We start from the raw sequence: 20624 nt of genomic DNA, 5'->3' as shown, positions 1-20624 counted from the left end.
CTTATTAGACATTAGTCCTTATGTTCTCAAAATTGAACTTGATAGCGATTGCCTTTGTTATCTATCCCTTCACCATGGCCCTTTGGAACGATGCCCGGACGAATTTCCATATACAACTCTATGACAGTCCCGTTGTCTCCCATTAGAACTCCGCGCGCTGTTGCGTCTGAGGGTGGCATGAATTTAGTGCTACTAGAAGAGATATTTCCAGAGTGCTGGTACATGCTCCCCGTCGTATAGCTGGTGGACGATCCTCGGTAGGATCCACTGCCAATTGTTGTTTCCATACCACCACCTTTGTATGTACCGGTGTATTGGCCCGTAAATTTCTCCCCAGTCTTATTGTTCTGCGCGTACATCCCTCCAGTTCCGTGGCTCTTCTCAATTTGAAAATCCATCACCACACCATCTTGCAGTGAGTAGAGCTTGCCCGGTAACGTTGTGCCACATGCCGTCAATATTAGTGTCGCGACGATTGAAAATAGACGCTTCATTCTCGTAATTTCTCCTGATTTGATTGCCTAACATTGAATATCTGGAAATGTGCCCTGGTTAACAACGAAACATTTCTGCATAACCCGCACCCGAGCTGGCGCGTGTCGTGCAGGGCAGCCAAACCAAGAAACACGTTTTCGGAACAATCACCTGCACACTCCCTTATAGGCCGTTCGTCCCCCCTCGATACGAGCCGAGTTCAGGGAAATTCCGGAACATTTCCGTATACCCCGCATGGGTCTGTTCCCGCCAACCCTGGCCCCGGCGGGGAAGTGAGCGGCTTGACGGCCGGCGCGCCCCGTTCGGCCGGCGGGTTCAAGGTAGAGCCGCGCCGGTTAGGGGACAGTGTTGCCCACCGTGTCGCGATCTTATGCAGTTCAAACATACAGCGCAAACAAGCCCGGAGGATTCGTCACATGGGCCATCGGTTGGGCTCTTCCCGGTTGCCGGGGCGCACCCTTGACAGCCGTCAATCCCCCGCCGTGACGGCGCCGCAGAATGACTGCCGTCCGCTTGCTCCGGCAAGCCAAGCGAGGAATTCCGCCATGAGCATCCTGCGTATCGGCAAAGTCGCCATCAATGTCCTGGACTTGGCCGAGGCGCGCCGGCACTACGGCGAGTTTCTGGGCCTTACCGAAACCGCCAGCGCGCCCGGCACCGCCTATTTCAAGGGCTGGGACGAGTACGACCACCACAGCGTGATCCTCAAGGAAAACGACCGCGCGGGCCTGGACCACCTGGCCTTCAAGGTGCGTTTTCCGGACGATCTGGCGCGCATCGAGAGCACCTGCGAGCGCTTCGGCTTTCCGGTGCAGCGCGTGTCCGCCGGCAGCCGCATCGGCGAGGGCGAGGCCGTGGCCACCACGCTGCCCACCGGGCACCGGATCGAGTTCTACCAGCAGATGGAACGGGTCGGCATCGCGGTCGGCAACACCAACCCGGAACCGTGGCCGGACGACCGGCGTGGCGTGGGCGTGAACCGCTTCGACCACGTGCTGCTGACCGGCGAGGATCTGGAAGGCGTGACGCGCTTTTTCGTGGAGGGACTCGACTTTCACCAGAGCGAGCGGCTGATCAACAAGGAAGGCGGCCTGCTGGCGAGCTTCCTGCACGTCACCAACAAGGCGCACGACATCGCCTTCATCAAGGGCCCGAACGGCAAGCTGCACCACGTCGGCTTCTATGTGGAGACCTGGGACGACGTGCTGCGCGCGGCCGACCTGCAATCCCGCCACCGCGTGCGTACCGAACTGACCCCGTCCCGGCACGGCCTCACGCGCGGCCTGACCACCTACTTCTTCGACCCGTCCGGCAACCGCAACGAAACCTACGCCGGCGGCACCTTCCCCCACTACGACAACGACGTGGTGACCTGGACCGAGGACGAGGCAGCGCGGGCCATCTTCTTCCACGGCCGGGAAATGATTCCGAGCTTCGGTTCCGCGCTGACCTGAGCGACCTCACGCATCCGGCGTTGACCTGGGTCAAGCCGGGCGCGGGACGGGCGTGAAACGATGGCTGCGCATTGGGTGCCGGCAATCTGCCGGCGCCCGGACGCCACCGCAACGGTGGCGGTAATGGTTATCCCGATCGGCCGCGCCGCGGTCCAGGGATGGGGTGGCGTCCCTTATCTGTGGGGGAGCGGGGACGCCACCTTTTTTATTGCCGGATATGTACCGGCCCGCCTGTCTGGCTTGAACCATCCGATCACCACCACGCAAGCGCCCCATCACCTGTGGGAGCGCAGCTGTGCTGCGCGATGGCGGGGCGTGGCTGGCCGCCATCGCCTTGCCAGTGGCCGTGTGCCGCCGGCCCATCGCCCGGCATAGCCGGGCACCTACACCGGAATCCCGCGGACGGGTGGGCGTTGCGCAAGACACCGTCGCGGGCATGGCCCGCTCCTACACCAAGCTGCACGGCCTGGGTAAAGACGATCCATCCATGACGTCGGCCCGCTCAGCCGCACACCTCGCGACCCTTGACTGTCTTGCAGCCCGGATGCGCCTCGTTGCCCAGGCGCGGGTCGCGGACCGGCGGGCGCACGCCCTGCGGGTGCTGATGCCCGACGTAGACCCCGTCCGGCGTGCGGATCACGGTGGTGCCGTCCGAACCGACCATCGCCCCGCCTTGGTAGGTGTAGCTGGTGCCGTCGTTGCAGTTGGCGTAATGCCCCGTCGTCACGCAGTCGTGCGCCCGCAGCGGGGTCGAAAACAGGCCGATCAGCGCCAGGCTCGCCCCATACATGCCACGCATAAGCCAATCCCTCCAGTACGTTTGCCAGGCAAATCCGGCGCGCCGATGGTAGCGCGAAGACCCGCCTGCCACGCCGCCGCCGTGGCACTATCCTGATTGCATCGCCACCCTCGTGGCCCGCGCCGGTCACGGACGACACAGCCAACCACCATCGAGCCGGGCACGAACCCGGCCGGACTCAGGAGGAAACGTCCATGCCCGAATCCCGCGGCCCGAACCTGCGCCAGGCCCTGCACCGCACCGCCCGCCACCACGCGGACAACGAGGCGCTGGCGGACTCGCAGCACCGCTACACCTACCGGCAGATGCTGGCGCGCGCGCAGCAGACCGCCGCCCTGTTGTTTGGCCTGGGCGTGCGCAAGGGCGACCGGGTGGCGCTGATGATGCTGCCGTCCACCATCCACCCGATCGCGCTGTACGGCTGCTGGGAACTGGGCGCCGTGCCGGTGGCCCTGCACGTGCGCGAGAAACTGCCGGTGCTGGTCAAGACGCTGGAGCGCATCTCGCCGCGGGCCCTGATCTACGACGGCAGCTTCGCCGATCAGGTGGCGCACATTCGCGCCCAGGTGCCGCTGATCACCGGCTACGTGCGCGCCCGCAGCGAGGCCACGCCGCCCGACAAGATCCGCAGCGGCAACGAGCCGGTGATCCCGGATGATCTGGACCGCTACCCGCTCGACTTCGAGCCGATGGCGCTGGCCGGGCACGACCTGGCCGCCATCGTGCTGACTTCCGGCACCACGGGCATCCCGAAGGGCGTGCTGCACACCCACGCCAAGCTGGTCGAAAGCTGCCGGGCGGCCGTCTACCCGTTCGGTCTGACGCCGCACAGCAGCACGCTGAACATGTTCACCACGTCCTTCATGGGCTGGTCGAACCTGGCCCTGCCCTACTTCAACATCGGCGCCCGGCAGGTGTTCCACGACCACTGGGACCCGAAGCGCGTGCTGCGCACCATTGCCGAGGAGCGCCTGACCAACCTGCTGCTGGTGCCCACCATGTGGCGCCTGCTGCTGCGCGAGGACGTGGAAAGCCACGACCTGTCCTCGCTGCGCCAGGTCGGCTTTGCCGGCGAGGTGATGGACCTGCCGACGCTGGAGGCCATCCGCCGCCGCATCTGCCCGCGCATCATCAACTGCTATTCGACCACCGAGACCGCCGTGTCCGGCGGCACGGCCATGTTCCCGGAGGACCTCGCCCGGCCCGACAAGATCGAGAGCGTCGGCAAACCGCTGCTGAATTCCGAAGTGCGCGTGGTGGCGGCCGGCGGCAGCCCGGACGATGAACTGCCGCCCGGCGAGGAAGGCGAAATCCTCATCGCCGGCCCGTCGCTGGCGCAGGAGTTCTGGTGCGACCCGCCGCTGTCGCGGGAAAAATTCGTCGGCCCGTGGTGGCGCTCCGGCGATCTGGGCACCTTCGACGCCGACGGCTATCTGTACGTGCGCGGCCGGGTCGACGACATGATCATCTCCGGCGGCATCAACGTCATGCCCGGGCCGGTCGAGAACGTGCTGCTGGCGCACCCGGACGTGGCCGAGGCGGCCGTGGTCGGCCTGCCGGACCCGCAGTGGGGCCAGCGCATCGTCGCCTTCGTAGTGCGCAAGAATCCCGCCCTCGACGATGCCGCCCTGGACGCCGTGGTGCAGCAATCCGACCTGCCCGGCTACCAGCGCCCGCGCGAATACCGTTTTCTGGACGAACTGCCCCGCGGCAACAGCGGCAAGACCAACCGGCGGGCACTGCGGCAGATGGCGGAGGGCGGCTAAGGCCGCATCGGGGCGCGTGAGCCAGCGGTAGGGTGGGCAAAGCGCAGCGTGCCCACGCGGACACGGCGCCACTCGCCGCATGCGGCTCATCGAAACCTCGTCAGAACCGCGTGGGCACGGCCTTATGGCCTTTGCCCACCCTACGCTGACTGAGTGGCTGCCGCCACGTGGCGCTCCACCGCCAGCTTGGTCAGAAACGCTTCCACCTCGGCTTTGCCCTTCTCCCGGGGGTGGCGCTTGCCGTGGAAAAGGATGTATCGTTTTATTCAGTGGACGTAGGAAGTCTCGGTCCGCTTGGCGTACCCCAGCCGCCGGACCCGGTTCCGAACCTAGTCCAGCAGCTTGGGCGGCGAAGTGAGAGGGACAACGGTGGATAATCCGGCATGGCCATTCAACTTGCTGATTTATAAAAACTGTGTCGGAAACCCATACCAGATTGTGCGCCAAATGGTGTACAAATTACGTTAGACCCCATTGCCCTAAGGAAATGCTGAAGTATTCAGCGTTTCCCGCAGCGCAGGGACGCGCTTACAAGATCAGCGGCTGTAAGCTGCTGATCTTGTAAGCCATCGGAAAACCACGCTTTTCCGATGGCGGGCGCTGAGAAATCCAGGATGGATTTATTCAGCGTTTCCCTAAACCTCGGAGTCTTTGCATTGTCAGTCGCAAAAACAGCACCTGAACTAATTGAAGACCTCATGAAGCATTGGGCATGCTGGGACGATTATGAAGTCTTTTATTTGACAGTGCTGGCCCCGCGTCTTGTGGTTAGCCCACAAAGCGGCGATGAAACGGAACGATCGATTCTTTCAGCACTCCGGCCTCAGCTGAGCGAAAGGGAATGGAACGAACTGCCGCAAATGATTGCGGAGAAGCGCAAAGGGATTCTTCGCGAGATTGAAAGCGAACGTCTGCGGCGTGAAATGCTAGAAAGGGAAAGGCAAGAGGCGGAGCGCATCGCCGCACAGAAAAGAGAAGAAGAAGCTCGAGAACGCATTCGGCAGGACCAGATCCGAAAACAAGCTGAAGAGCGTCGCACTGCAATGCTGCACGAGCTTCGCCGGCGTTTTAACTCCGACTTTCTTAGCGCGACTCCCTATTTTTTTGAAACGTGTGCTGGCATCCTGACCGAACAAGAGTTCGAGGCCGAGAAGTTTTCATTCGTAAAAAGTTGGATAAAGGTAAATGGCCCAAAACAAGTTCCGGATGATGAGCAGATTGCTGCCATTTCCGCTGTCCATGGGCACGTACAGGTCGTTGCCCGCGCGGGTAGCGGCAAAACGACGACGCTTGTCAGTCGCGTACTGTTTCTCCTCAAGCATTGTCGCATTGCACCGGCGGAGATACTGATCCTCGCCTTTAACCGCAAAGCAGTTTTGGAGGTTCGTAGAAGACTACTTGTTTTGATTGATCAGAACGCTGAATCAGAGATAGTCGATGAGATTAATCGACGCAAAAATGCGGGACAAAAACAGCACCTCAAATTGGAGGAGATTGAAGAAGGCGCAGTAGACACCATCGCCTCCCAATTAAAGATCACGCTGCCGCACGTAATGACATTCCATGCCTTGGCCTACGCCATTGTCCATCCAGAAGAAAGCCTTTTATACAACGGAACTGAAGGAGAATCTCAAGGGCTGAGTCGAGCGTTTCAACAGGTGATCGACGATCACCTGAGGGAGCCGGCATTCCGAGAAAAAATCCGCGAACTAATGCTTGCTCACTTCCGCGAGGACTGGGACCGAATTGTCGAGGGTCGGCACGACCAAAGCAAAGAAGAATTTCTACGATTTCGCAGATCCCTGCCGCGAGAAAGTCTTGGTGGAGAATACGTCAAGTCGTATGGCGAAAAGATTATCGCCGACTTTTTATTCGAGCACGCCATTACATACAAATACGAGCGAAATCATTGGTGGAGTGGGGCCAACTACCGACCAGACTTTACAATTTTCGTCACGCCAAAAAGCGGTCTAATTATTGAGTATTTCGGACTCATAGGTGACCCTGATTATGACGAAATGTCAGAGAGCAAGCGCGAATACTGGAAAACCAAGTCAGGCTGGACTCTTATCGAAGTCACCCCCGAAGACATCGCTAACGAGGGGTCGGCTGCATTTCTAGAAAGATTTAAGACCACCTTGTTAGATCAAGGTATTCAATGTACGCGCTTATCTGAAGACGAGATTTGGAATCGCGTTCGTGACAGAGCAATCGACAGATTCACGACTGCATCCGTTGGATTCGTTGGCCGGTGTCGAAAACAGTCGTTATCCCCTCTTGAACTGCTGGATAAAATCAAGAGCTATTCCCCTCTGTCCCCTGTTGAGGGCATGTTTCTTGATCTTGTTTATTCACTTTACGCTGCCTATCTGAATCGCCTGTCATCTACCGGCGAGGAGGATTTTGACGGCCTGATGCAGCGTGCCGCGCAAGCAGTGGAGGACGGGGTCGCCAGCTTCCAGCGAAAATCGGGCGGAGGAGATCTGGCCTCGTTGCGGTATGTATGCATCGATGAGTTTCAGGATTTTTCAGACCTTTTCTATCGGCTCCTTGTCGCCATCAGAAAGGTTACGCCTCAAGTCGAATTATTCTGCGTGGGCGATGATTGGCAGGCGATCAATGGATTCGCTGGATCAGATTTAAGATTTTTCAACCAATTTGGGCGGTATGTTGGGAAATCACGCTGCTTATACATTTCGACGAATTATCGATCCGCGAGTTCAATTGTTGCTGTTGGCAACGCCCTTATGTCGGGCCTAGGCAAACCCGCTTCCGCAAGCAAGAAGGCCGTCGGTAAGGTTTTGGCGTCTGATTTAAATGATTTTGAACCTTCTCTGATTGAGAAACAGCGCCATCCCGGCGACATCATCACCCCTGCTGTTTTACGACTTGCAAATAATGCACTGGCTGCTGGCACCGACGTAGTGATGCTTTGTCGCCGAAACGGGCTGCCATGGTTCGTCAACTTCCAGGATCAATCTGCTGGAAGCGGTCGCGGCCTCGCAAGATATCTTGACCTGGTTCGATCTTTTTTTCCAAATGGCCTAAGAGAGCGCATCAGCATCTCTACCGCACACAAGTTCAAAGGCCTGGAAAAGCCAATGGTGATCGTACTTGATCTTGTTGCGCGGAGTTATCCGCTCATACATCCAGACTGGGCATTTTCTAGGATACTCGGTGACAGTCCACAGAAGATTACGGAAGAAGAACGGCGGCTGCTGTACGTGGCGCTGACTCGCGCGGCAGATACATTGGTTGTTTTTACGGAGCGCAGAAGCAAGTCGCCATTCCTCGAAGAGCTGGAGCGCGAAATCCCTCTAGCAGCCGTCGAATGGGCTGATTACCCTCCGTTGCGTGGGCTTACGACTCGCCTAGTCGTAAAAGTCGGCAATCAGGAACAGCGTGGTGGCGCACCCACTTTCGCAATAAAAGATTTCCTCAAAGCCTCAGGATATCAGTGGCAGTCGAATGGTTGGCCTGGCTGGGCAAAGAGTTTTCCTGCCGAGGGATTCAGAACCGACATCCTCAAGTCGGAAGTGTGGTCGGAACCCGCAGACGGCATTGATGTGCGCATATTTGATGATACCGACACAGCAATTGCTCAATTCTTAGTGGATGGCGGCGAGTGGAGATGCATTACCGACAATCTTAATGAGATTTGCACATCCAACGGTGATAATGAAACACCAATGGCCTCTGCCAATGGGGTCTAACGAGCCAGCGTAGGGCGGGCAAAGCGCAGCGTGCCCACGCGGACACGGCGCCAGTCGCCGCATGCGGCTCATCGAAACCTCGTCAGAACTGGCGGTTGATAAAGGCCGGCTCTGTGGGAGCGGCGCCCCCCGCCGCGAATCTTGGCAGGCCACCTGTTCGGCCCGAGGGCGGGCCTCCCACAGGGGGTGTGGGAGCCCGCGTGGGGGAGCAATAAGCGCACCGCATTGCGTCGTACAGTCGGCCCGCACCATGCCCGACTATACGACGCGCGAGGCAGTCGATGCCGGGCGCAGCGATTTCATCGTCGGACGATCAAACAGGCCTGTTTGTGGATCATCATCCGCACAGCACCCTGGCTGGCCGCGGGCGCACAACGCAACGCCGCGCCGGGACGCATAACGACAGCGACACAGGAGAAACGCCATGCGAGTTCTGATCACCGGCGGCACCGGTTTCATCGGCGCCGAAGTCGTGCGCCAGCTGGTTGCGGAAGGCGGGCACCAGATCGCCGTGTTCCACGTCAGCGGCGCGCAGCAGCGCCTGGCGGACATCGCGGACCGCGTGACGCTGATCCGCGGCGATGTGGGCAACGTCAGCCACGTGCTGGACGCGGTCAAGCAATCCCGCCCAGAGGCCATCTTTCACCTGGGCGCGATCCTGTCCACGGCCTCGGACCTGGACCCCGCGGCGGCCATGCACGCCAACGTGAACGGCACCTTCAACGTGCTGGAAGCCGCGCGCATTCTGGACGTGCCGCAGGTGCTGTTCGCCAGCACCATCGGCACCTACGCACTCGGCATGACCGGCGAGCGCATCGACGACCTGACGCTGCAGCGGCCGCTGTCGTTCTACGGCACCGCCAAGCTGTTCGGCGAGGGCGCCGGCAACTTCTACCGCCACCGCTACGGGCTGGACTTTCGCGGCATCCGTTTTCCGGGCATCTGCGGCCCGGGCGTGCGCACGCCGGGCGCGGCGCAGTTCCATTCCTGGGTGGTCGAGGAATGCGCCAAGGGCCGGCCGTACACGATCGAGGTGGCGCCGCACACGCGCGTGCCCATCGTCTACGTGAAGGATGCCGCCCGCGGCGTGCTGCAACTGGCCCGCGCGCCGCGGGAACAGCTCAAGCAGTTCAATTACCTCATCAACGGCGTGCCGCCGACGCCCAGCGCCGAGGCCCTGGCCGATCTGGTGCGCGAGCGGGTGCCGGGGGCGCGGATCGATTTTCGGGTCGATGCGAAGCGCCAAGCCTTCGTCGACCGGCTCATGAAACCGGTCGACGACCGCTTCGCGCGCGACGAATGGGGCTGGAATCCGGCCTTCGAGACCGCGCGGATGCTGGACGATTTCCTGGCCGATCTGGCTGCCCACCCGCAGCGCTATCCGGACTGACGGCGCTACAGAAACCCGCGCCCGGCGGCCAGCGCGGCGGCCGTCAACATGGCCGACAACATGCTTTTGTGCTGGGCAATGCCCTTGCCGGCAATGTCATACGCGCTGCCGTGCGGGATCGACAGATGCACGTACGGCAGGCCGATGTAGATGGAGCAGGCGCCCTCGAACACGGCCGTCTTGACGGCGATCTGCCCCTGGTCGTGGTACATGGACACGACCGCGTCGTGGCGGCCCTCGATGCACTGGCGAAACACCGCGTCCGGCGACACCGGGCCGCTGGCGTCGATGCCCTCGGCGCGCGCCTGCTCCACCGCCGGGGCGATCTGCTCGCGGTCTTCCGGACCCATCGCATGCGGGTTCAGGCCCGCCACGGCGATGCGCGGCTGCGCCAGGCCAAAGCGTTTCAGGGTGTCGTCGAGCAGCCGCAGCAGGGCCAGCACATTGGCTTGCGTGACCGTGGCCGGCACGTCGCGCATCAGCACGTGCTCGGCGATCGGCACCACGCGCAGGCCATCGCTGACGCGCAGCAGCCAGGTACCGGCCGGCTGCAGGTCGTCGAGTTCCTTCAGCTTGCCGGTCAGGCGAATGGCGGTGCTGTCGATGGGCGCCATGATGCTGGCCTGCACGACGCCGGCCCGGCCGAGGCGCTCGGCAGTCTCCAGCCAGTGCAGGACGGCTTCGCCGCAGGCGGCGGATGCGCGGCCAAAAACCAGCTGCGCCGGGTCGAGCGGCACCTGGTCCAGCACGTCGATGACGCCCGGCTGGTAACGCGCGTCGACACTGTCGGCAACGGCGCGCAGCGCGATGTCGATGCCGCAGGCGGCGCGGGTTTTTTCCAGCGCCGCCAGGCTGCCGATCAACAGCGGTCGGGACATGGCCTGCGGCTGCCCGGTGGCCAGTGCCTTGAGCACGACTTCCGGACCGACGCCGCACGGATCGCCAATCACCGTCGCCACTACCGGTGTCATGCCCCCTCCTCGTTGGTTGTCTGGACGTCGTCGCCGGGCGCGACGAGGCAGCCCACGCGCTGGTTTGTGCAGCCCTTCCCGCCCGGGGCAGGATGCCCCGGCATGAACCAATGACGCAAGACAGGGGCGAAAGATTTTTCGCCCCTGCAAGGGGGTGACGGTTGCGCCATCACCCGGCGCCGCGGCCACGACGGGGATCGGTTGCAGGAGCCCGGCTGTGCCGGGCGATGCCTTCGGGCCGAGCAAGGAAGTCCCGGATTCCGCTGCGCTTCATCCAGGCTACATGGTGTAGGAGCCCGGCTGTGCCGGGCGATCATCGCGCAGCGAAGCTGCGCTCCTGTCCTTATCGGGCCTCAGTCTAGTCGTGCTTGTCGCCGATGTAGCCGTAGCGGCGCAGCCCGGCATACGAGCGCAGGCTGACCTCGAAACGGCTGCGCCGAGGCAGGGCATGGCGCCATTCCTGGTCCGGTACCACGCGCAGCTCGCCGTGATCGAAACGCATCGGGTTGCCCGACACCGAGTGGCCGATGCCGACCCGCGCCACGCCCTGGCCCAGGAAGGCGAGCGGATCGGTATCCGTCACCGGCAGATTCAAGGCGCTGACCATCGGCGACAGCGCGGCCCGCGGGTCGGCTGCGAGGTCCTCGTAGCGCAGGCGCTGCCAGGGCCGGTCGACGGCCTTGTGAACCGCTTCCGCCAGACGGTGGGTCCGGTTCCAGCTGCCGGCGCTGCCCCAGGCCGAGCGCGTTGCCATGTAAGCCTCGGCCCAGTGGATTTCCGGGCGCAGGCGCCGCCGCATCTTGGAATAGGCCACCGCCCGCGGATCGCGAATCAGGTGCAGGTAGCGGGTCTGAAAACCCGGCAAGTGAGCAAGCTGTGCCGCGTAGACCGGGTCCTTTGATGAATCCACCAGCCAGCGGGCGCCGGATACATCGGCGATGGCCCGGAACAGGCGGCTCCAGTGGGTCAGAATCGCCTCGCCGTCAGGCAGCGGCCGCAGCCCGCGCCTGAATGCCCGGCGACTGAGCGCGTCGACGGCGCCGGCATCAATGACCCCGTCGGCCTCAAGCCGCTGGCGCACGCCGCCCCAGAACGGGCAATCCTGAAACGGCTGCCCGCAACTGCACAGCTGGTTCTCGATGAAACCCCGCCGCCAGATCCGCTGCAGCTCGCCGACCGACATCACGCCCGGCAGTTCGTTGAGCAACCGTTCCAGCAGCGTGCTGCCGCTGCGGCTGGCGCCGACGATGAACAGCACGCCGGTCATTGGCCGCCGCTGACACCGGGCTTGGTCACCAGCACGTCTTCCAGGATCAGATACTCCAGATCGCAGCCGAAGAACATGTCGAGCGCATCCTGCGGCGAACACACCATCGGCTCGCCGCGGCGGTTCAGCGAGGTGTTCAGCAGCACGGCGTTACCGGTGCGCGCCGCCATCGCATCCAGCAGCGCGTGATAGCGCGGGTTGCTGGCGGCGCTGACGATCTGCACGCGGGCGGTGCCGTCCTCGTGCACCACTTCCGGGATGCGGTTTTTCCAGTGCGGGGCGACGTCGAAGGTGAAGGTCATGTACGGCGCCGGGTGGTCGGTGCCGATGATGTCCGCCGCCACGCGTTCCGACACCGACGGGCAGAACGGCCGCCAGCGCTCGCGGTACTTGATCTGCGCGTTGATGCGCTCGGCCACGCCGGGGTGCGAGGGATTGCCCAGGATGCTGCGGTTGCCCAGCGCCCGCGGGCCAAACTCCATGCGCCCCTGGAACCAGGCCAGCGGGTTGCCGGCGGCCAGGATGTCGGCGGCGGTGGCGATGGTGTCGTCCAGGCGCCGGTACTGCGGCCGGGCAGGGTGTGCGGCGCAAGCGGCAAGGCACTCCTCGGTGCTGTAGTCCGGACCCAGGTACATGTGCTGCAGCGGTTTGATCGGGTCGCCGGCCGCGGCGGCCACGTAGGTCGCCGCGCCGATGGCCGTGCCGGCATCGCCGGCGGCCGGCTGCACGAACAGCTGCTGCACCTGCGGCAGGGCCATCAGGCGCTGGTTCAGCTTCACGTTCAGCGCCACGCCGCCGGCGTAGGCCAGCTTGCCGCCCTGCGCCAGCACCGGACCCAGGTGCGCCTGCACCAGCCGCAGCACGGTTTCCTCCAGCAGTTTCTGCACCGCCGCGGCGTAGTGGATGTACGGCTCGTCGATGGCGTCGCCCTCACGCGGCGGTCCCAGCCACTCGATCAGTTCGGGGCTGAAGAAATAGCCCTTGCCGCCGCGCTTGTAGCGGCGCAGGCCGACCACGTTGACCAGCCGGTTGTTCACGCGCAGCCGGCGGCCGTCGCTGCGCAGCAGGCGCGAGAAGTCGAATCGGCCCGGGTCGCCGTAGGGCGCCATACCCATGACCTTGAACTCACCGTCCAGCATCTCGAAGCCCAGGTACTCGGTGATCGCCCCGTACAGGCCGCCGAGCGAATCGGGCTCGTAGAACTCGGCCAGCCTGTGGATGCGCCCGCCCTCGCCGTAGCCGAAGAAGGTGGTTGCGTACTCGCCACGGCCGTCGATGCCGAGAATCGCCACCTTGCCGTCGAAACCGGACAGGTGATACGCGCTCGACGCATGCGCCAGATGGTGCTCGACCGGCACGAAGCGCACGCCGGACTGCTCGAAACCGAGCTCGCCGAGCATGGCCAGCGCCTGGCGGCGGTTGCGCCGGAAACGCCGGTTGCCGTCGAAAAGCGCCGTCAGCGCCCGGTCCGGCGCGTACCAGTGACGCGCCGCGTAATGCCAACGCGCCGGCGAACCCAGGCCGATGGGTGCATACGGATAGGCCACCGCGTCGACCTGATCCGGCCGGATGCCGGCCCGGTCCAGACAAAACCGCGCCGCGTGCAGCGCCTGGCGGCCCTTGGCGTGCTTGTCGCGGATGAAGCGCTCTTCCTCGGCCGCCGCCACCAGTTCGCCGTCGACCAGCAACGCGGCCGAGGCATCGTGGCTGACCGCGCCGGACAGTCCGAGCACGATCATGGCGCGAGCCCGGCGTCGGTCAGTGCCTGGTCGAGTTCGGTCAGCAGCGCCGGCCAATCGGCCCAGTTGGCGCGCAGGCGCGCCAGATCGCGGGCAAAGGCCCGCTCGAACGCGAGGCGTCGCCGGTGGCGGCGCAGGGCATCGAGGTCCAGCAGCATCAGGTTGTCGTCTTGGTCGACCAGCAGGTTGGTGGCCTTGAGGTCACCGTGACTCAGATTCAGGCGCCTTAAGTCCCGCAGCAGCGCGCACAGGCGGTCCAGCAGCGCCTCCCGACGCCCCGGATCGGCGGCCGCCAGCGCGGCGCCGAGCGGTTCCCCCGGCACATGCTCGCTGAGGTAGAAAGCTCGCCCGCGCAGCCAGCCGAAACGGCTTTCCAGCAGTGCCACCGGCCGCGGCGTCGGCAGCCCCCACAAAACCAGACGCTGCGCATTGCGCCAGCTGTGCCAGGCGCGGCTGGGTCGCCAGCAGCGGCGCAGCCAGTGGCCGAACGTCTTCAAATTGTAGCGTTTGATCACCCGTGGCCGGCCGTCGATATCGACCCGCACCACGCTGGCGCTGTTGCCGCGCTTGAGCCAGTCGGCGGACAGGCTCTCTAACGGTGCATCCGGCGCGGCCAGCCACGCGCGCATCGCCGGCGTGTCGTCACGGCGATCGAGCACCTGCAGCCGACGCAGCGTGCGGCGGGCCTCGAAGGCCGTACAGCTGCGAAGCGCCTTGTCCATGTGCCGAGCCTCGCGCCGGCACCGCGCGCGCTCGACCTGGCGCTGCAGGTCATCGCGCGGCAGCGGCCGGGCGATGGCGCCGTACAGCGCGCACCACTCGCCCATGCGCTCATCCACGGCCGGCGGGAACTGCGCCAGCCACAGGGCCAGGTTGCCAAGCGCCCGCCGAGCCGGCAGCGGCTGAGCCGATGTGCGGATGCCGGCGCCATCCAGCGTAAAGGCAACGCCGCTGCGCACCAGGAAATTGGCCAGATGCGCATCGCGCTGCTCGACGCCGGCGGCGTGGTGGGAAGCCACCGCCCGCAGCACGGCCGGCAAGGCGGCCTCGGCCAGCGCGTCGGCGCCGGTACCGGGCAGCCAGGCGGTCAGCACCAGCCAGCCCGGCGGTTCATCGAGCGCGCCCGCGTAAAGCACGTCCGGCGCCGCGATGCCGCGTCGGTGCAGGGCCTCGAAGCCATGCCACTCGCGCTCGAAGTGTCGCCGCGCCTGCCGGCCGGCCAGAAACAGCTTGGCCACCACCGGCCGCTGATCGCGCTCCAGGGTGCCGGCCAGCGTCCAGCGGCGGCCCGGCAGGGTGCGCAAGGCACGGTCGCAGTGCAGGAACCCCAGTTCCGGCACCGCGATCCGCGAGGGCAACGCCGGCAGGCTGGTCACGCCGGCACCGGCAGGCGCGGAGTGCGCCCGTGCGCCTTGCGATACAGAAAAACCGCCTGCCGGCTCACCTTGCGCCAGAAGCGACGGCCCAGCTGCGCCCGCAGCGGCGTGCCGCCGTACAGGCGCATGAAGCGGTAACAGTCCTGACGCGTCAGCCCCGCATCCAGGGCCGAGAAATACAGGCCGGCAATGTCCTTCAGCCGCCAGCGCCGCGGCGTGCGCCCACGCAGCTGCACCCGGTGCAGGTCGATCAGGTGCAGGTCGAGCCGGCCGCCGGGCTGCGTGAGACCCGGACTGTCCTGCCGCAGCAGGAAGTGACACAGGTAGAAATCGCGGTGGTTCACGCCGTGCTCGTGCAGGGTGCGGGCGGTGCTGGCCAGCTGCCGCAGCAGCTGGCGCTTCAGGATCAACTGCTCGGCAGTCCAGTGCGACCGCTCACCCCAGCGGGCGCACAGATCCTCCAGGCTCACCGTGTCCTGCAGCGCCACGGTGAGCGCGAACGAGGCGTGCCGGGCCGGGTTGCGGCCGCGCTGCCCCCAGCCGGCCAGCTGCAGGGTCGGGATGCCCAGCGCCTCCAGGCGGCGGATGGCGCGCACCTCGGTGCCAGCGCCCAGCACTGGCAGGCGCAGTTGCAGCAGGTTCTTGAAGATTTCCCGCCAGCCGACGCCGTGGTGACGCTTCAGGAAATAATCCTGGCCGGCGATCGCCACGCGCAGCGTCTGCCGGCCGCCGGTCTGGCGGTAGACCTCGCCGGGCATGCTCATCAGCGCGCCAAACGGATCGGCACCGAGCGCGCCCCGCACGGCCGGATCGAGCTCCAGCCTCATCGGCGCAGCACCTGTTCGATCGCGTCGGCGGCGCGATCGTGCAGATGCCACAGGTCCTGCGTGCGCCCGTAGGCGATGCCGGCCTGCCGCCAAGCGGGGCGCTCGTCGCCGCCGAGCATGCGCGCCAGGGCCGCATCCATGTCGGCCTGCCGGAACGGCTCCGGCAACACCCGTCCGCAGCCGCTGGCCGCCACGTGCTCGGCATAGCCGCAGGCGGCCGTGGTGAGCACCGGCAGCCCGGCCACCACCGCCTCGATCAGCACCGCGCCGGTGTTCTCGTAATAGGCCGGGTGCAACAGCAGGTCGGCGCCCTGCAGGAAGCGCGGAATGTCGTCCCGGCCGGGCAGGAGGGTGAGCGCCCCGCCGATGCCCAGGCGCTGCGCCAGGCGCAGGAACGGACCGGGCTTGTCGCGGCCGATGGCGATCAGCCGGCTGCGCGCGCGCAGCCCCGCCGGCAGCGCCGCCAGCGCGCGCAGGCTGCGGTCCAGGCCCTTCATGCGAAAGCCCGAGCCGACCTGCAGCAGCAGGAAGTCGTCCTGGCCGATGTCGAACTCGGCCCGCAGCGAGGCGCGCAGCTCGGCCGCGTCCGGCCCGGCGCGCCGATCCGGGGTGATGCCCGGCGGCAGCAGGTGAAAGCGCGCCGGCGGCGTGTGCCAGGCAGCCCGGTAGCGGGCGGCCTCGGCGTCGGAGATGGCCAGGATCTGCGTGCGCCCGGCCGGGTCGAACACCGCTTTCTCGGCGGCCACGAAAGCCCGGTAGCGGCCGGACAGGCGGTGCCAGAACGGCCGCCGCGCCATGCGCGCCAGGTAACAGGTGTCGGCCGCGTAGTAGACATCCAGCCCGGGCAGCTTGTTGAAGCCCACCCGGCCGTCGAAGTCCCGCGCCGCCACGGCGAAGGCGCGCGCGAAGTCGCCGTAGCGGGCGTGGTTGCTCAAACCCCGCGCCGGCAGCAGATGCACCGGCAGCTCAGGATCGCGCTCGCCCTGCCAGGCGATGGTGAAGAACTCCACCGCATGCCCGCGCGCCAGCAGCAGGCGCGCGATGCGCAGCGCATCGCGCTGCATGCCGCCGTAGGGAAAGTACTTGAACAGGCAAAAGGCGATCCTCACGCCGCCTCCAGCAGCTCGCCCAGCTGCGCCCACACGGCATCCGGGCCAAGCTGCCCGTAGCAGGGCGGATGCACGGCGCCCTCGGCCGCGAAGCGGCACACCCGGCGCAGGCACGGCGCGCACGGATACACCGCCTGCGCCCGCCGCTGACGCGCGCCCCAGGTGCCGGTCAGTTCCGGATCGGTGGCGCCGTACAGGGCCAGCGTCGGCACCCCCAGCGCAGTCGCCAGGTGGGTCGGGCCGCTGTCGACGCCGATCACGCCCTGCGCGCCGGCCAGGGTCGCGGCCAGTTCTGGCAGGCGAAGCGGCGCCAGCACCTGTGCATGGGCGTGGCCACCTGCGAGTCGCTCGGCCCTGGCGCGCTCCGCGGCATCACCCCACGGCAGGAGCACCCGCCGGCCGGCCTGCCCGGCGCGCTCGATCAGCGCCCGCCAGTGGGCATCCGGCCACAGCTTGCTCGGCCAGGTGCTGCCGTGCAGGAACACCAGATAATCGCCGTTCGCCACCGACGGCGGCAGGCGCGTGCGGTCGATGCCGTAATCGGGCTGATCCGGTCCCGGCCGGTAGCCGAGCGCACCGCCGAACAACACCCGCAGCCGCTGCACCGCATGCTGGCGACGATCCACCGGCACCGCGCGGTCGTAGACGAAGGCCGCCAGTCCCTCGCGCGCGCTGCGCCGGTCGAAACCTACCCGCGGCCCGCGCGCCAGCAGCGTCACCGGCGCGGTCTTGAGCAGGCCCTGCGCGTCCAGCACGCAGTCGTAGCGCTGGGCCCGCAACTGGCGCAGGAAGTCCGGCACCTGCCGGCTGCGCAAGGCGGCCAGCGGCGCGCGCCGCCAGCGCCGCAGCGCAACCGGGATCACGCGCGTCACCGCCGGGTGCCAGGCGGGGATGGCGGCATAGGATTCCTCCACCACCCAGTGGCATTCGAGCGCCGGCACCCGCGCGCGGGCCTCGGTCAGCGCCGGCAGGGCGTGCAGCACATCGCCGAGCGACGAGGTCTTGACCAGGAGCAGCTTCACGCCAGCAACTCCGCGGCGGCGGCCAGCACCTGTGCCGGCGCCAGATCGTTCAGGCAGCGCAGATGGCCGAGTGGGCACTCGCGCTCGAAACAGGGACTGCATGGCAGATCAAGACTCAGCACCCGGGCGCGATCCGACAGCGGCGGCGTGAAGCCCGGGTCGGACGAGCCATAAACCGCTACCAGCGGCCGGCCAAGCGCGGCCGCCACGTGCATCAAGCCGCTGTCGTTGCTGACCACCAGGTCCGCGGCGGCGATCAGGTCGCAGGCCTGGCCAAGGTTGGTGCGGCCGGCCAGATCCACGCAGCCATCGTCCGCGGCGGCATTGACGGCTGCCGTGGCCGGCGCATCCTTGGCCGAACCGAGCAGCCACACCTGCCAGCCCTGTGCCCGGTAATGCCGCGCCACGGCCGCGAAGTGCTGCGCCGGCCAGCGCTTGGCGGGGCCGTATTCGGCCCCCACGCACAGCACCAGCACGCGCTGTGCCCGGCCATCCAGCCCCAGCGCCGCCAGCGTGCCGGCCATGGCTGCCGGATCGCACTGCAGGCGCGGCCGCAGATCGGTCGGCAGCGGCGCGCCAGGATCAAGCCCCAGCGCCGCGAAACGCTGCACCGTCATCGGCAGCGCGCGCTTGTCCAGGCGCCGGGTGTCATTGAGCACGCCGTAACGCAATTCGCGCACGAAGCCGGTACGGGTCCGAATGCGGGCAAACAACGGGATCAGCGCCGATTTCCACGAGCCCGGCAGCACGATGGCCTGCCGGTACTGGCCGCGCAGCGGCCGGCCGAGGCGCCAGCGCTCGGCCAGCGCCAGCGCACCGTGGCCGATGGGCAGGTCGATGGCGTGGCGCACCTGCGCCATGCGCGCCAGCAGCGGACGCGACCAGGCCGGCGCCAGCACGTCGATGGCCGGTGCCGGCCGGCGCTGTTTCAGCAAAGCCAGCAGCGGTTCGATCATCACCATGTCGCCGACCCAAGACGGGCCGACCACCAGCACCGCGCCGACGGCGTCCTCAGGCGGCAGTCTGGTCAGCCTCGCGTACCAGCACGAAGACCGCGCCGCAATAAGGGCACTTCTCCTCGCCGGTCTCCTGGATCGGCAGGAACACCCGCGGGTGCGAGTTCCACTTGGTCATGCCCGGCATGGGGCAGCACAGCGGCAAGTCGCGTGCGCTGACCTGGTAACGGTTCTCGGCATTGGCCGGAATTTCGCGGGTCATGGCAGCCTCACTTCACCGGGGTCAGCCAGTCGAGGTGGCCATCCAGTTCGCCGTTGACGGTGGCGAAGTAGCGATCCTGCAGCAGCTTGGTGATCGGGCCGGGCCGGCCCTCGCCGATCAGGCGGTCGTCCAGGGAGCGGATCGGCGTGACTTCCGCCGCGGTGCCGGTGAAGAAGGCCTCGTCGGCGATGTACACCTCGTCGCGGGTGATGCGCTTCTCGCGCACCTCGTAACCGGCCTCGCGCGCCAGCGTGATGACCGTGTCGCGGGTGATGCCTTCCAGCGCCGAGGCAATGTCCGGCGTGTAGATCACGCCCTTGCGGATGACGAACACGTTCTCGCCGCTGCCCTCGGCGACGAAACCGTCCACGTCCAGCACCAGCGCCTCGTCGTAGCCGCAGGCCTGCGCCTCGCGCAGGGCCAGCATGGAGTTGATGTAGTTGCCGGTGGCCTTGGTGCGGCACATGGTGACGTTCACGTGATGCCGCGCGTAGGACGAGGTGCGCAGGCGCACGCCGCGCTCGAGCGCGCCCTCGCCCAGGTACTCGCCCCACTTCCAGGCCGCCACGATCACGTGCACGGTCAGGTTGGGCGCGCTCACGCCCATCGCTTCGGAGCCGTAGAACGCCAGCGGGCGCACGTAGCCGCCCTCCAGGCCGTTCTCGCGGATGGCCGCCACGCAGGCGTCGGCGATCTGCTCGCGGCTGAACGGGATGTGCATCTGCAGGATGTGCGCCGACGTGAACATGCGGTCGATGTGCTCGGGCATGCGAAACAGCGCCGTGCCGCGCGCCGTCTTGTAGGCGCGCATGCCCTCGAACACGCCCATGCCGTAGTGCAGGGAGTGGGTCAGTACGTGCACCTTGGCCTCGCGCCAGGGGACCAGTTCCCCGTCGAACCAGATGACGCCATCCCGATCTTCCATGCCCATGGCACGAGTCTCCGCTGTATTGCCGTTTTGAAGACAAAAACGCCGCCCGGTGTGCGCGGACGGCGGCGGGCAAGTTTACACGCTGGCCGGCCGGCGCTGATGGCTGACGCCAACCGCACCCGCTGCGTTGGTTAAACTCCGGCCGCCCCACGTAACCACCCACGAGGTTCGCCATGTTCTACAAGCTGGTCGCCGTCACCCTGTTCGTGTCCTTCATCGCCATGTCCACGTCCGGACTGCTGATGTTCTTCATCGAAAGGCCATCGTTCACCATCCAGATGCACCCGGTGCACAAGCTGTTCGGGCTGGTGATGGTGGCGGCGATGACGGCGCACATCGCGCTCAACTTCCGCGCCTTGCGCAACTATGTGCGGGCCCGCGCGGTGGCGCTGACCGGCGGCGCGCTGGTGGCGCTGCTGGTGGTGCTGTACGCGGTGGCCATCAACAACGAACTGCCGCCCGAGATCGCGCAGCCGCTGGACGCGCTGGGCGCGCAGGCGGAGTGATCGTCTCGCCGTCCGGGGCAATCAGGCCCCGGACGGCGTTG

18 protein-coding genes are annotated in these 20624 nt (G+C 65.9%); 5 read left to right on the top strand and 13 right to left on the bottom strand.

What is annotated here, in order from left to right:
- Positions 1 to 26 precede the first annotated feature (26 nt).
- Entirely contained in the window at positions 27 to 494 is a 468-nt protein-coding gene (locus tag PG2T_RS16140; RefSeq protein WP_145931100.1) for a hypothetical protein, read from the bottom strand.
- Between the two features lie 546 nt (positions 495 to 1040).
- Between PG2T_RS16140 and PG2T_RS13400 the strand changes: the two genes are divergently transcribed.
- Positions 1041 to 1949 (top strand): catechol 2,3-dioxygenase, encoded by a 909-nt coding sequence (locus PG2T_RS13400; protein WP_068806534.1) that lies wholly within the window; start codon positions 1041 to 1043, stop codon positions 1947 to 1949.
- A gap of 502 nt (positions 1950 to 2451) precedes the next feature.
- Here PG2T_RS13400 and PG2T_RS13395 read toward each other — a convergent pair.
- Complete coding sequence (locus PG2T_RS13395; protein WP_068806531.1) at positions 2452 to 2748, bottom strand: hypothetical protein; 297 nt, start codon at positions 2746 to 2748, stop codon at positions 2452 to 2454.
- Between the two features lie 194 nt (positions 2749 to 2942).
- Between PG2T_RS13395 and PG2T_RS13390 the strand changes: the two genes are divergently transcribed.
- Positions 2943 to 4514: a class I adenylate-forming enzyme family protein gene (locus PG2T_RS13390; protein ID WP_068806528.1), complete on the top strand. Its 1572-nt coding sequence runs from the start codon at positions 2943 to 2945 to the stop codon at positions 4512 to 4514.
- A 140-nt stretch (positions 4515 to 4654) separates the two neighbouring features.
- On the opposite strand, the gene PG2T_RS17075 is transcribed toward PG2T_RS13390, so the two are convergent.
- Positions 4655 to 4768, bottom strand: coding sequence for a phage integrase N-terminal SAM-like domain-containing protein (locus PG2T_RS17075; RefSeq protein WP_236953344.1), 114 nt, complete (start codon positions 4766 to 4768; stop codon positions 4655 to 4657).
- 360 nt (positions 4769 to 5128) lie between these two features.
- On the opposite strand from PG2T_RS17075, the gene PG2T_RS15635 reads away from it, so the two are divergent.
- Positions 5129 to 8227 carry a UvrD-helicase domain-containing protein gene (locus PG2T_RS15635; RefSeq protein ID WP_158513205.1) on the top strand — a complete coding sequence of 1033 codons (3099 nt, stop codon included), beginning with the start codon at positions 5129 to 5131 and terminating at the stop codon, positions 8225 to 8227.
- Between the two features lie 424 nt (positions 8228 to 8651).
- Positions 8652 to 9617 (top strand): NAD-dependent epimerase/dehydratase family protein, encoded by a 966-nt coding sequence (locus tag PG2T_RS13385; RefSeq protein WP_068806524.1) that lies wholly within the window; start codon positions 8652 to 8654, stop codon positions 9615 to 9617.
- 5 nt (positions 9618 to 9622) lie between these two features.
- Here PG2T_RS13385 and PG2T_RS13380 read toward each other — a convergent pair whose 3' ends face one another.
- From PG2T_RS13380 to PG2T_RS13335, 10 genes are all read right to left on the bottom strand, one after another.
- Positions 9623 to 10588, bottom strand: a complete 966-nt coding sequence (locus tag PG2T_RS13380) for a PdxA family dehydrogenase (protein ID WP_068806521.1) — start codon at positions 10586 to 10588, stop codon at positions 9623 to 9625.
- A 358-nt stretch (positions 10589 to 10946) separates the two neighbouring features.
- Positions 10947 to 11855 (bottom strand): sulfotransferase family protein, encoded by a 909-nt coding sequence (locus PG2T_RS13375; protein ID WP_083214939.1) that lies wholly within the window; start codon positions 11853 to 11855, stop codon positions 10947 to 10949.
- Positions 11852 to 13594: a carbamoyltransferase family protein gene (locus PG2T_RS13370; RefSeq protein WP_068806518.1), complete on the bottom strand. Its 1743-nt coding sequence runs from the start codon at positions 13592 to 13594 to the stop codon at positions 11852 to 11854. The genes PG2T_RS13375 and PG2T_RS13370 overlap by 4 nt, the downstream gene beginning before the upstream one ends.
- Entirely contained in the window at positions 13591 to 14970 is a 1380-nt protein-coding gene (locus PG2T_RS13365) for a lipopolysaccharide kinase InaA family protein (RefSeq protein WP_068806515.1), read from the bottom strand. The genes PG2T_RS13370 and PG2T_RS13365 overlap by 4 nt, the downstream gene beginning before the upstream one ends.
- Positions 14967 to 15797 (bottom strand): lipopolysaccharide core heptose(I) kinase RfaP, encoded by an 831-nt coding sequence (gene rfaP, locus PG2T_RS13360; protein WP_068806512.1) that lies wholly within the window; start codon positions 15795 to 15797, stop codon positions 14967 to 14969. Before rfaP ends, PG2T_RS13365 begins: the two co-directional genes overlap by 4 nt.
- Positions 15794 to 16906, bottom strand: coding sequence for a glycosyltransferase family 4 protein (locus PG2T_RS13355; RefSeq protein ID WP_068806509.1), 1113 nt, complete (start codon positions 16904 to 16906; stop codon positions 15794 to 15796). Before PG2T_RS13355 ends, rfaP begins: the two co-directional genes overlap by 4 nt.
- A complete protein-coding gene (gene waaC, locus PG2T_RS13350) occupies positions 16903 to 17928 on the bottom strand; it encodes a lipopolysaccharide heptosyltransferase I (RefSeq protein WP_068806506.1) in 1026 nt (341 codons plus the stop codon). The genes PG2T_RS13355 and waaC overlap by 4 nt, the downstream gene beginning before the upstream one ends.
- A complete protein-coding gene (gene waaF, locus PG2T_RS13345) occupies positions 17925 to 18884 on the bottom strand; it encodes a lipopolysaccharide heptosyltransferase II (RefSeq protein WP_236953262.1) in 960 nt (319 codons plus the stop codon). The genes waaC and waaF overlap by 4 nt, the downstream gene beginning before the upstream one ends.
- Positions 18885 to 18939: 55 nt before the next feature.
- Positions 18940 to 19146: a zinc-finger domain-containing protein gene (locus tag PG2T_RS13340; RefSeq protein WP_068806503.1), complete on the bottom strand. Its 207-nt coding sequence runs from the start codon at positions 19144 to 19146 to the stop codon at positions 18940 to 18942.
- Between the two features lie 7 nt (positions 19147 to 19153).
- Positions 19154 to 20077, bottom strand: coding sequence for a branched-chain amino acid transaminase (locus PG2T_RS13335; protein WP_068806501.1), 924 nt, complete (start codon positions 20075 to 20077; stop codon positions 19154 to 19156).
- Positions 20078 to 20250: 173 nt separating this feature from the next.
- Here PG2T_RS13335 and PG2T_RS13330 point away from each other — a divergent pair, with 173 nt between their 5' ends.
- Positions 20251 to 20583: a DUF4405 domain-containing protein gene (locus PG2T_RS13330; RefSeq protein ID WP_068806498.1), complete on the top strand. Its 333-nt coding sequence runs from the start codon at positions 20251 to 20253 to the stop codon at positions 20581 to 20583.
- Positions 20584 to 20624 lie beyond the last annotated feature (41 nt).

This window comes from Immundisolibacter cernigliae (genome assembly GCF_001697225.1).
In the GTDB taxonomy this organism is placed as follows: domain Bacteria; phylum Pseudomonadota; class Gammaproteobacteria; order Immundisolibacterales; family Immundisolibacteraceae; genus Immundisolibacter; species Immundisolibacter cernigliae.
Note: the sequence above shows the minus strand (reverse complement) of the source record. Positions and strands in the feature narration are given on the sequence as shown.

Coding starts and splice junctions, on each gene's coding strand:
- PG2T_RS13340 (WP_068806503.1), bottom strand. CDS start 19,146: ATGACCCGCGAAATTCCGGCCAATGCCGAGAACCGTTACCAGGTCAGC.
- PG2T_RS13390 (WP_068806528.1), top strand. CDS start 2,943: ATGCCCGAATCCCGCGGCCCGAACCTGCGCCAGGCCCTGCACCGCACC.
- PG2T_RS15635 (WP_158513205.1), top strand. CDS start 5,129: ATGGATTTATTCAGCGTTTCCCTAAACCTCGGAGTCTTTGCATTGTCA.
- PG2T_RS13370 (WP_068806518.1), bottom strand. CDS start 13,594: ATGATCGTGCTCGGACTGTCCGGCGCGGTCAGCCACGATGCCTCGGCC.
- PG2T_RS13330 (WP_068806498.1), top strand. CDS start 20,251: ATGTTCTACAAGCTGGTCGCCGTCACCCTGTTCGTGTCCTTCATCGCC.
- PG2T_RS13380 (WP_068806521.1), bottom strand. CDS start 10,588: ATGACACCGGTAGTGGCGACGGTGATTGGCGATCCGTGCGGCGTCGGT.
- PG2T_RS13335 (WP_068806501.1), bottom strand. CDS start 20,077: ATGGGCATGGAAGATCGGGATGGCGTCATCTGGTTCGACGGGGAACTG.
- PG2T_RS13375 (WP_083214939.1), bottom strand. CDS start 11,855: ATGACCGGCGTGCTGTTCATCGTCGGCGCCAGCCGCAGCGGCAGCACG.
- PG2T_RS13395 (WP_068806531.1), bottom strand. CDS start 2,748: ATGCGTGGCATGTATGGGGCGAGCCTGGCGCTGATCGGCCTGTTTTCG.
- PG2T_RS16140 (WP_145931100.1), bottom strand. CDS start 494: ATGAAGCGTCTATTTTCAATCGTCGCGACACTAATATTGACGGCATGT.
- PG2T_RS13400 (WP_068806534.1), top strand. CDS start 1,041: ATGAGCATCCTGCGTATCGGCAAAGTCGCCATCAATGTCCTGGACTTG.
- PG2T_RS13385 (WP_068806524.1), top strand. CDS start 8,652: ATGCGAGTTCTGATCACCGGCGGCACCGGTTTCATCGGCGCCGAAGTC.
- rfaP (WP_068806512.1), bottom strand. CDS start 15,797: ATGAGGCTGGAGCTCGATCCGGCCGTGCGGGGCGCGCTCGGTGCCGAT.
- waaF (WP_236953262.1), bottom strand. CDS start 18,884: ATGATCGAACCGCTGCTGGCTTTGCTGAAACAGCGCCGGCCGGCACCG.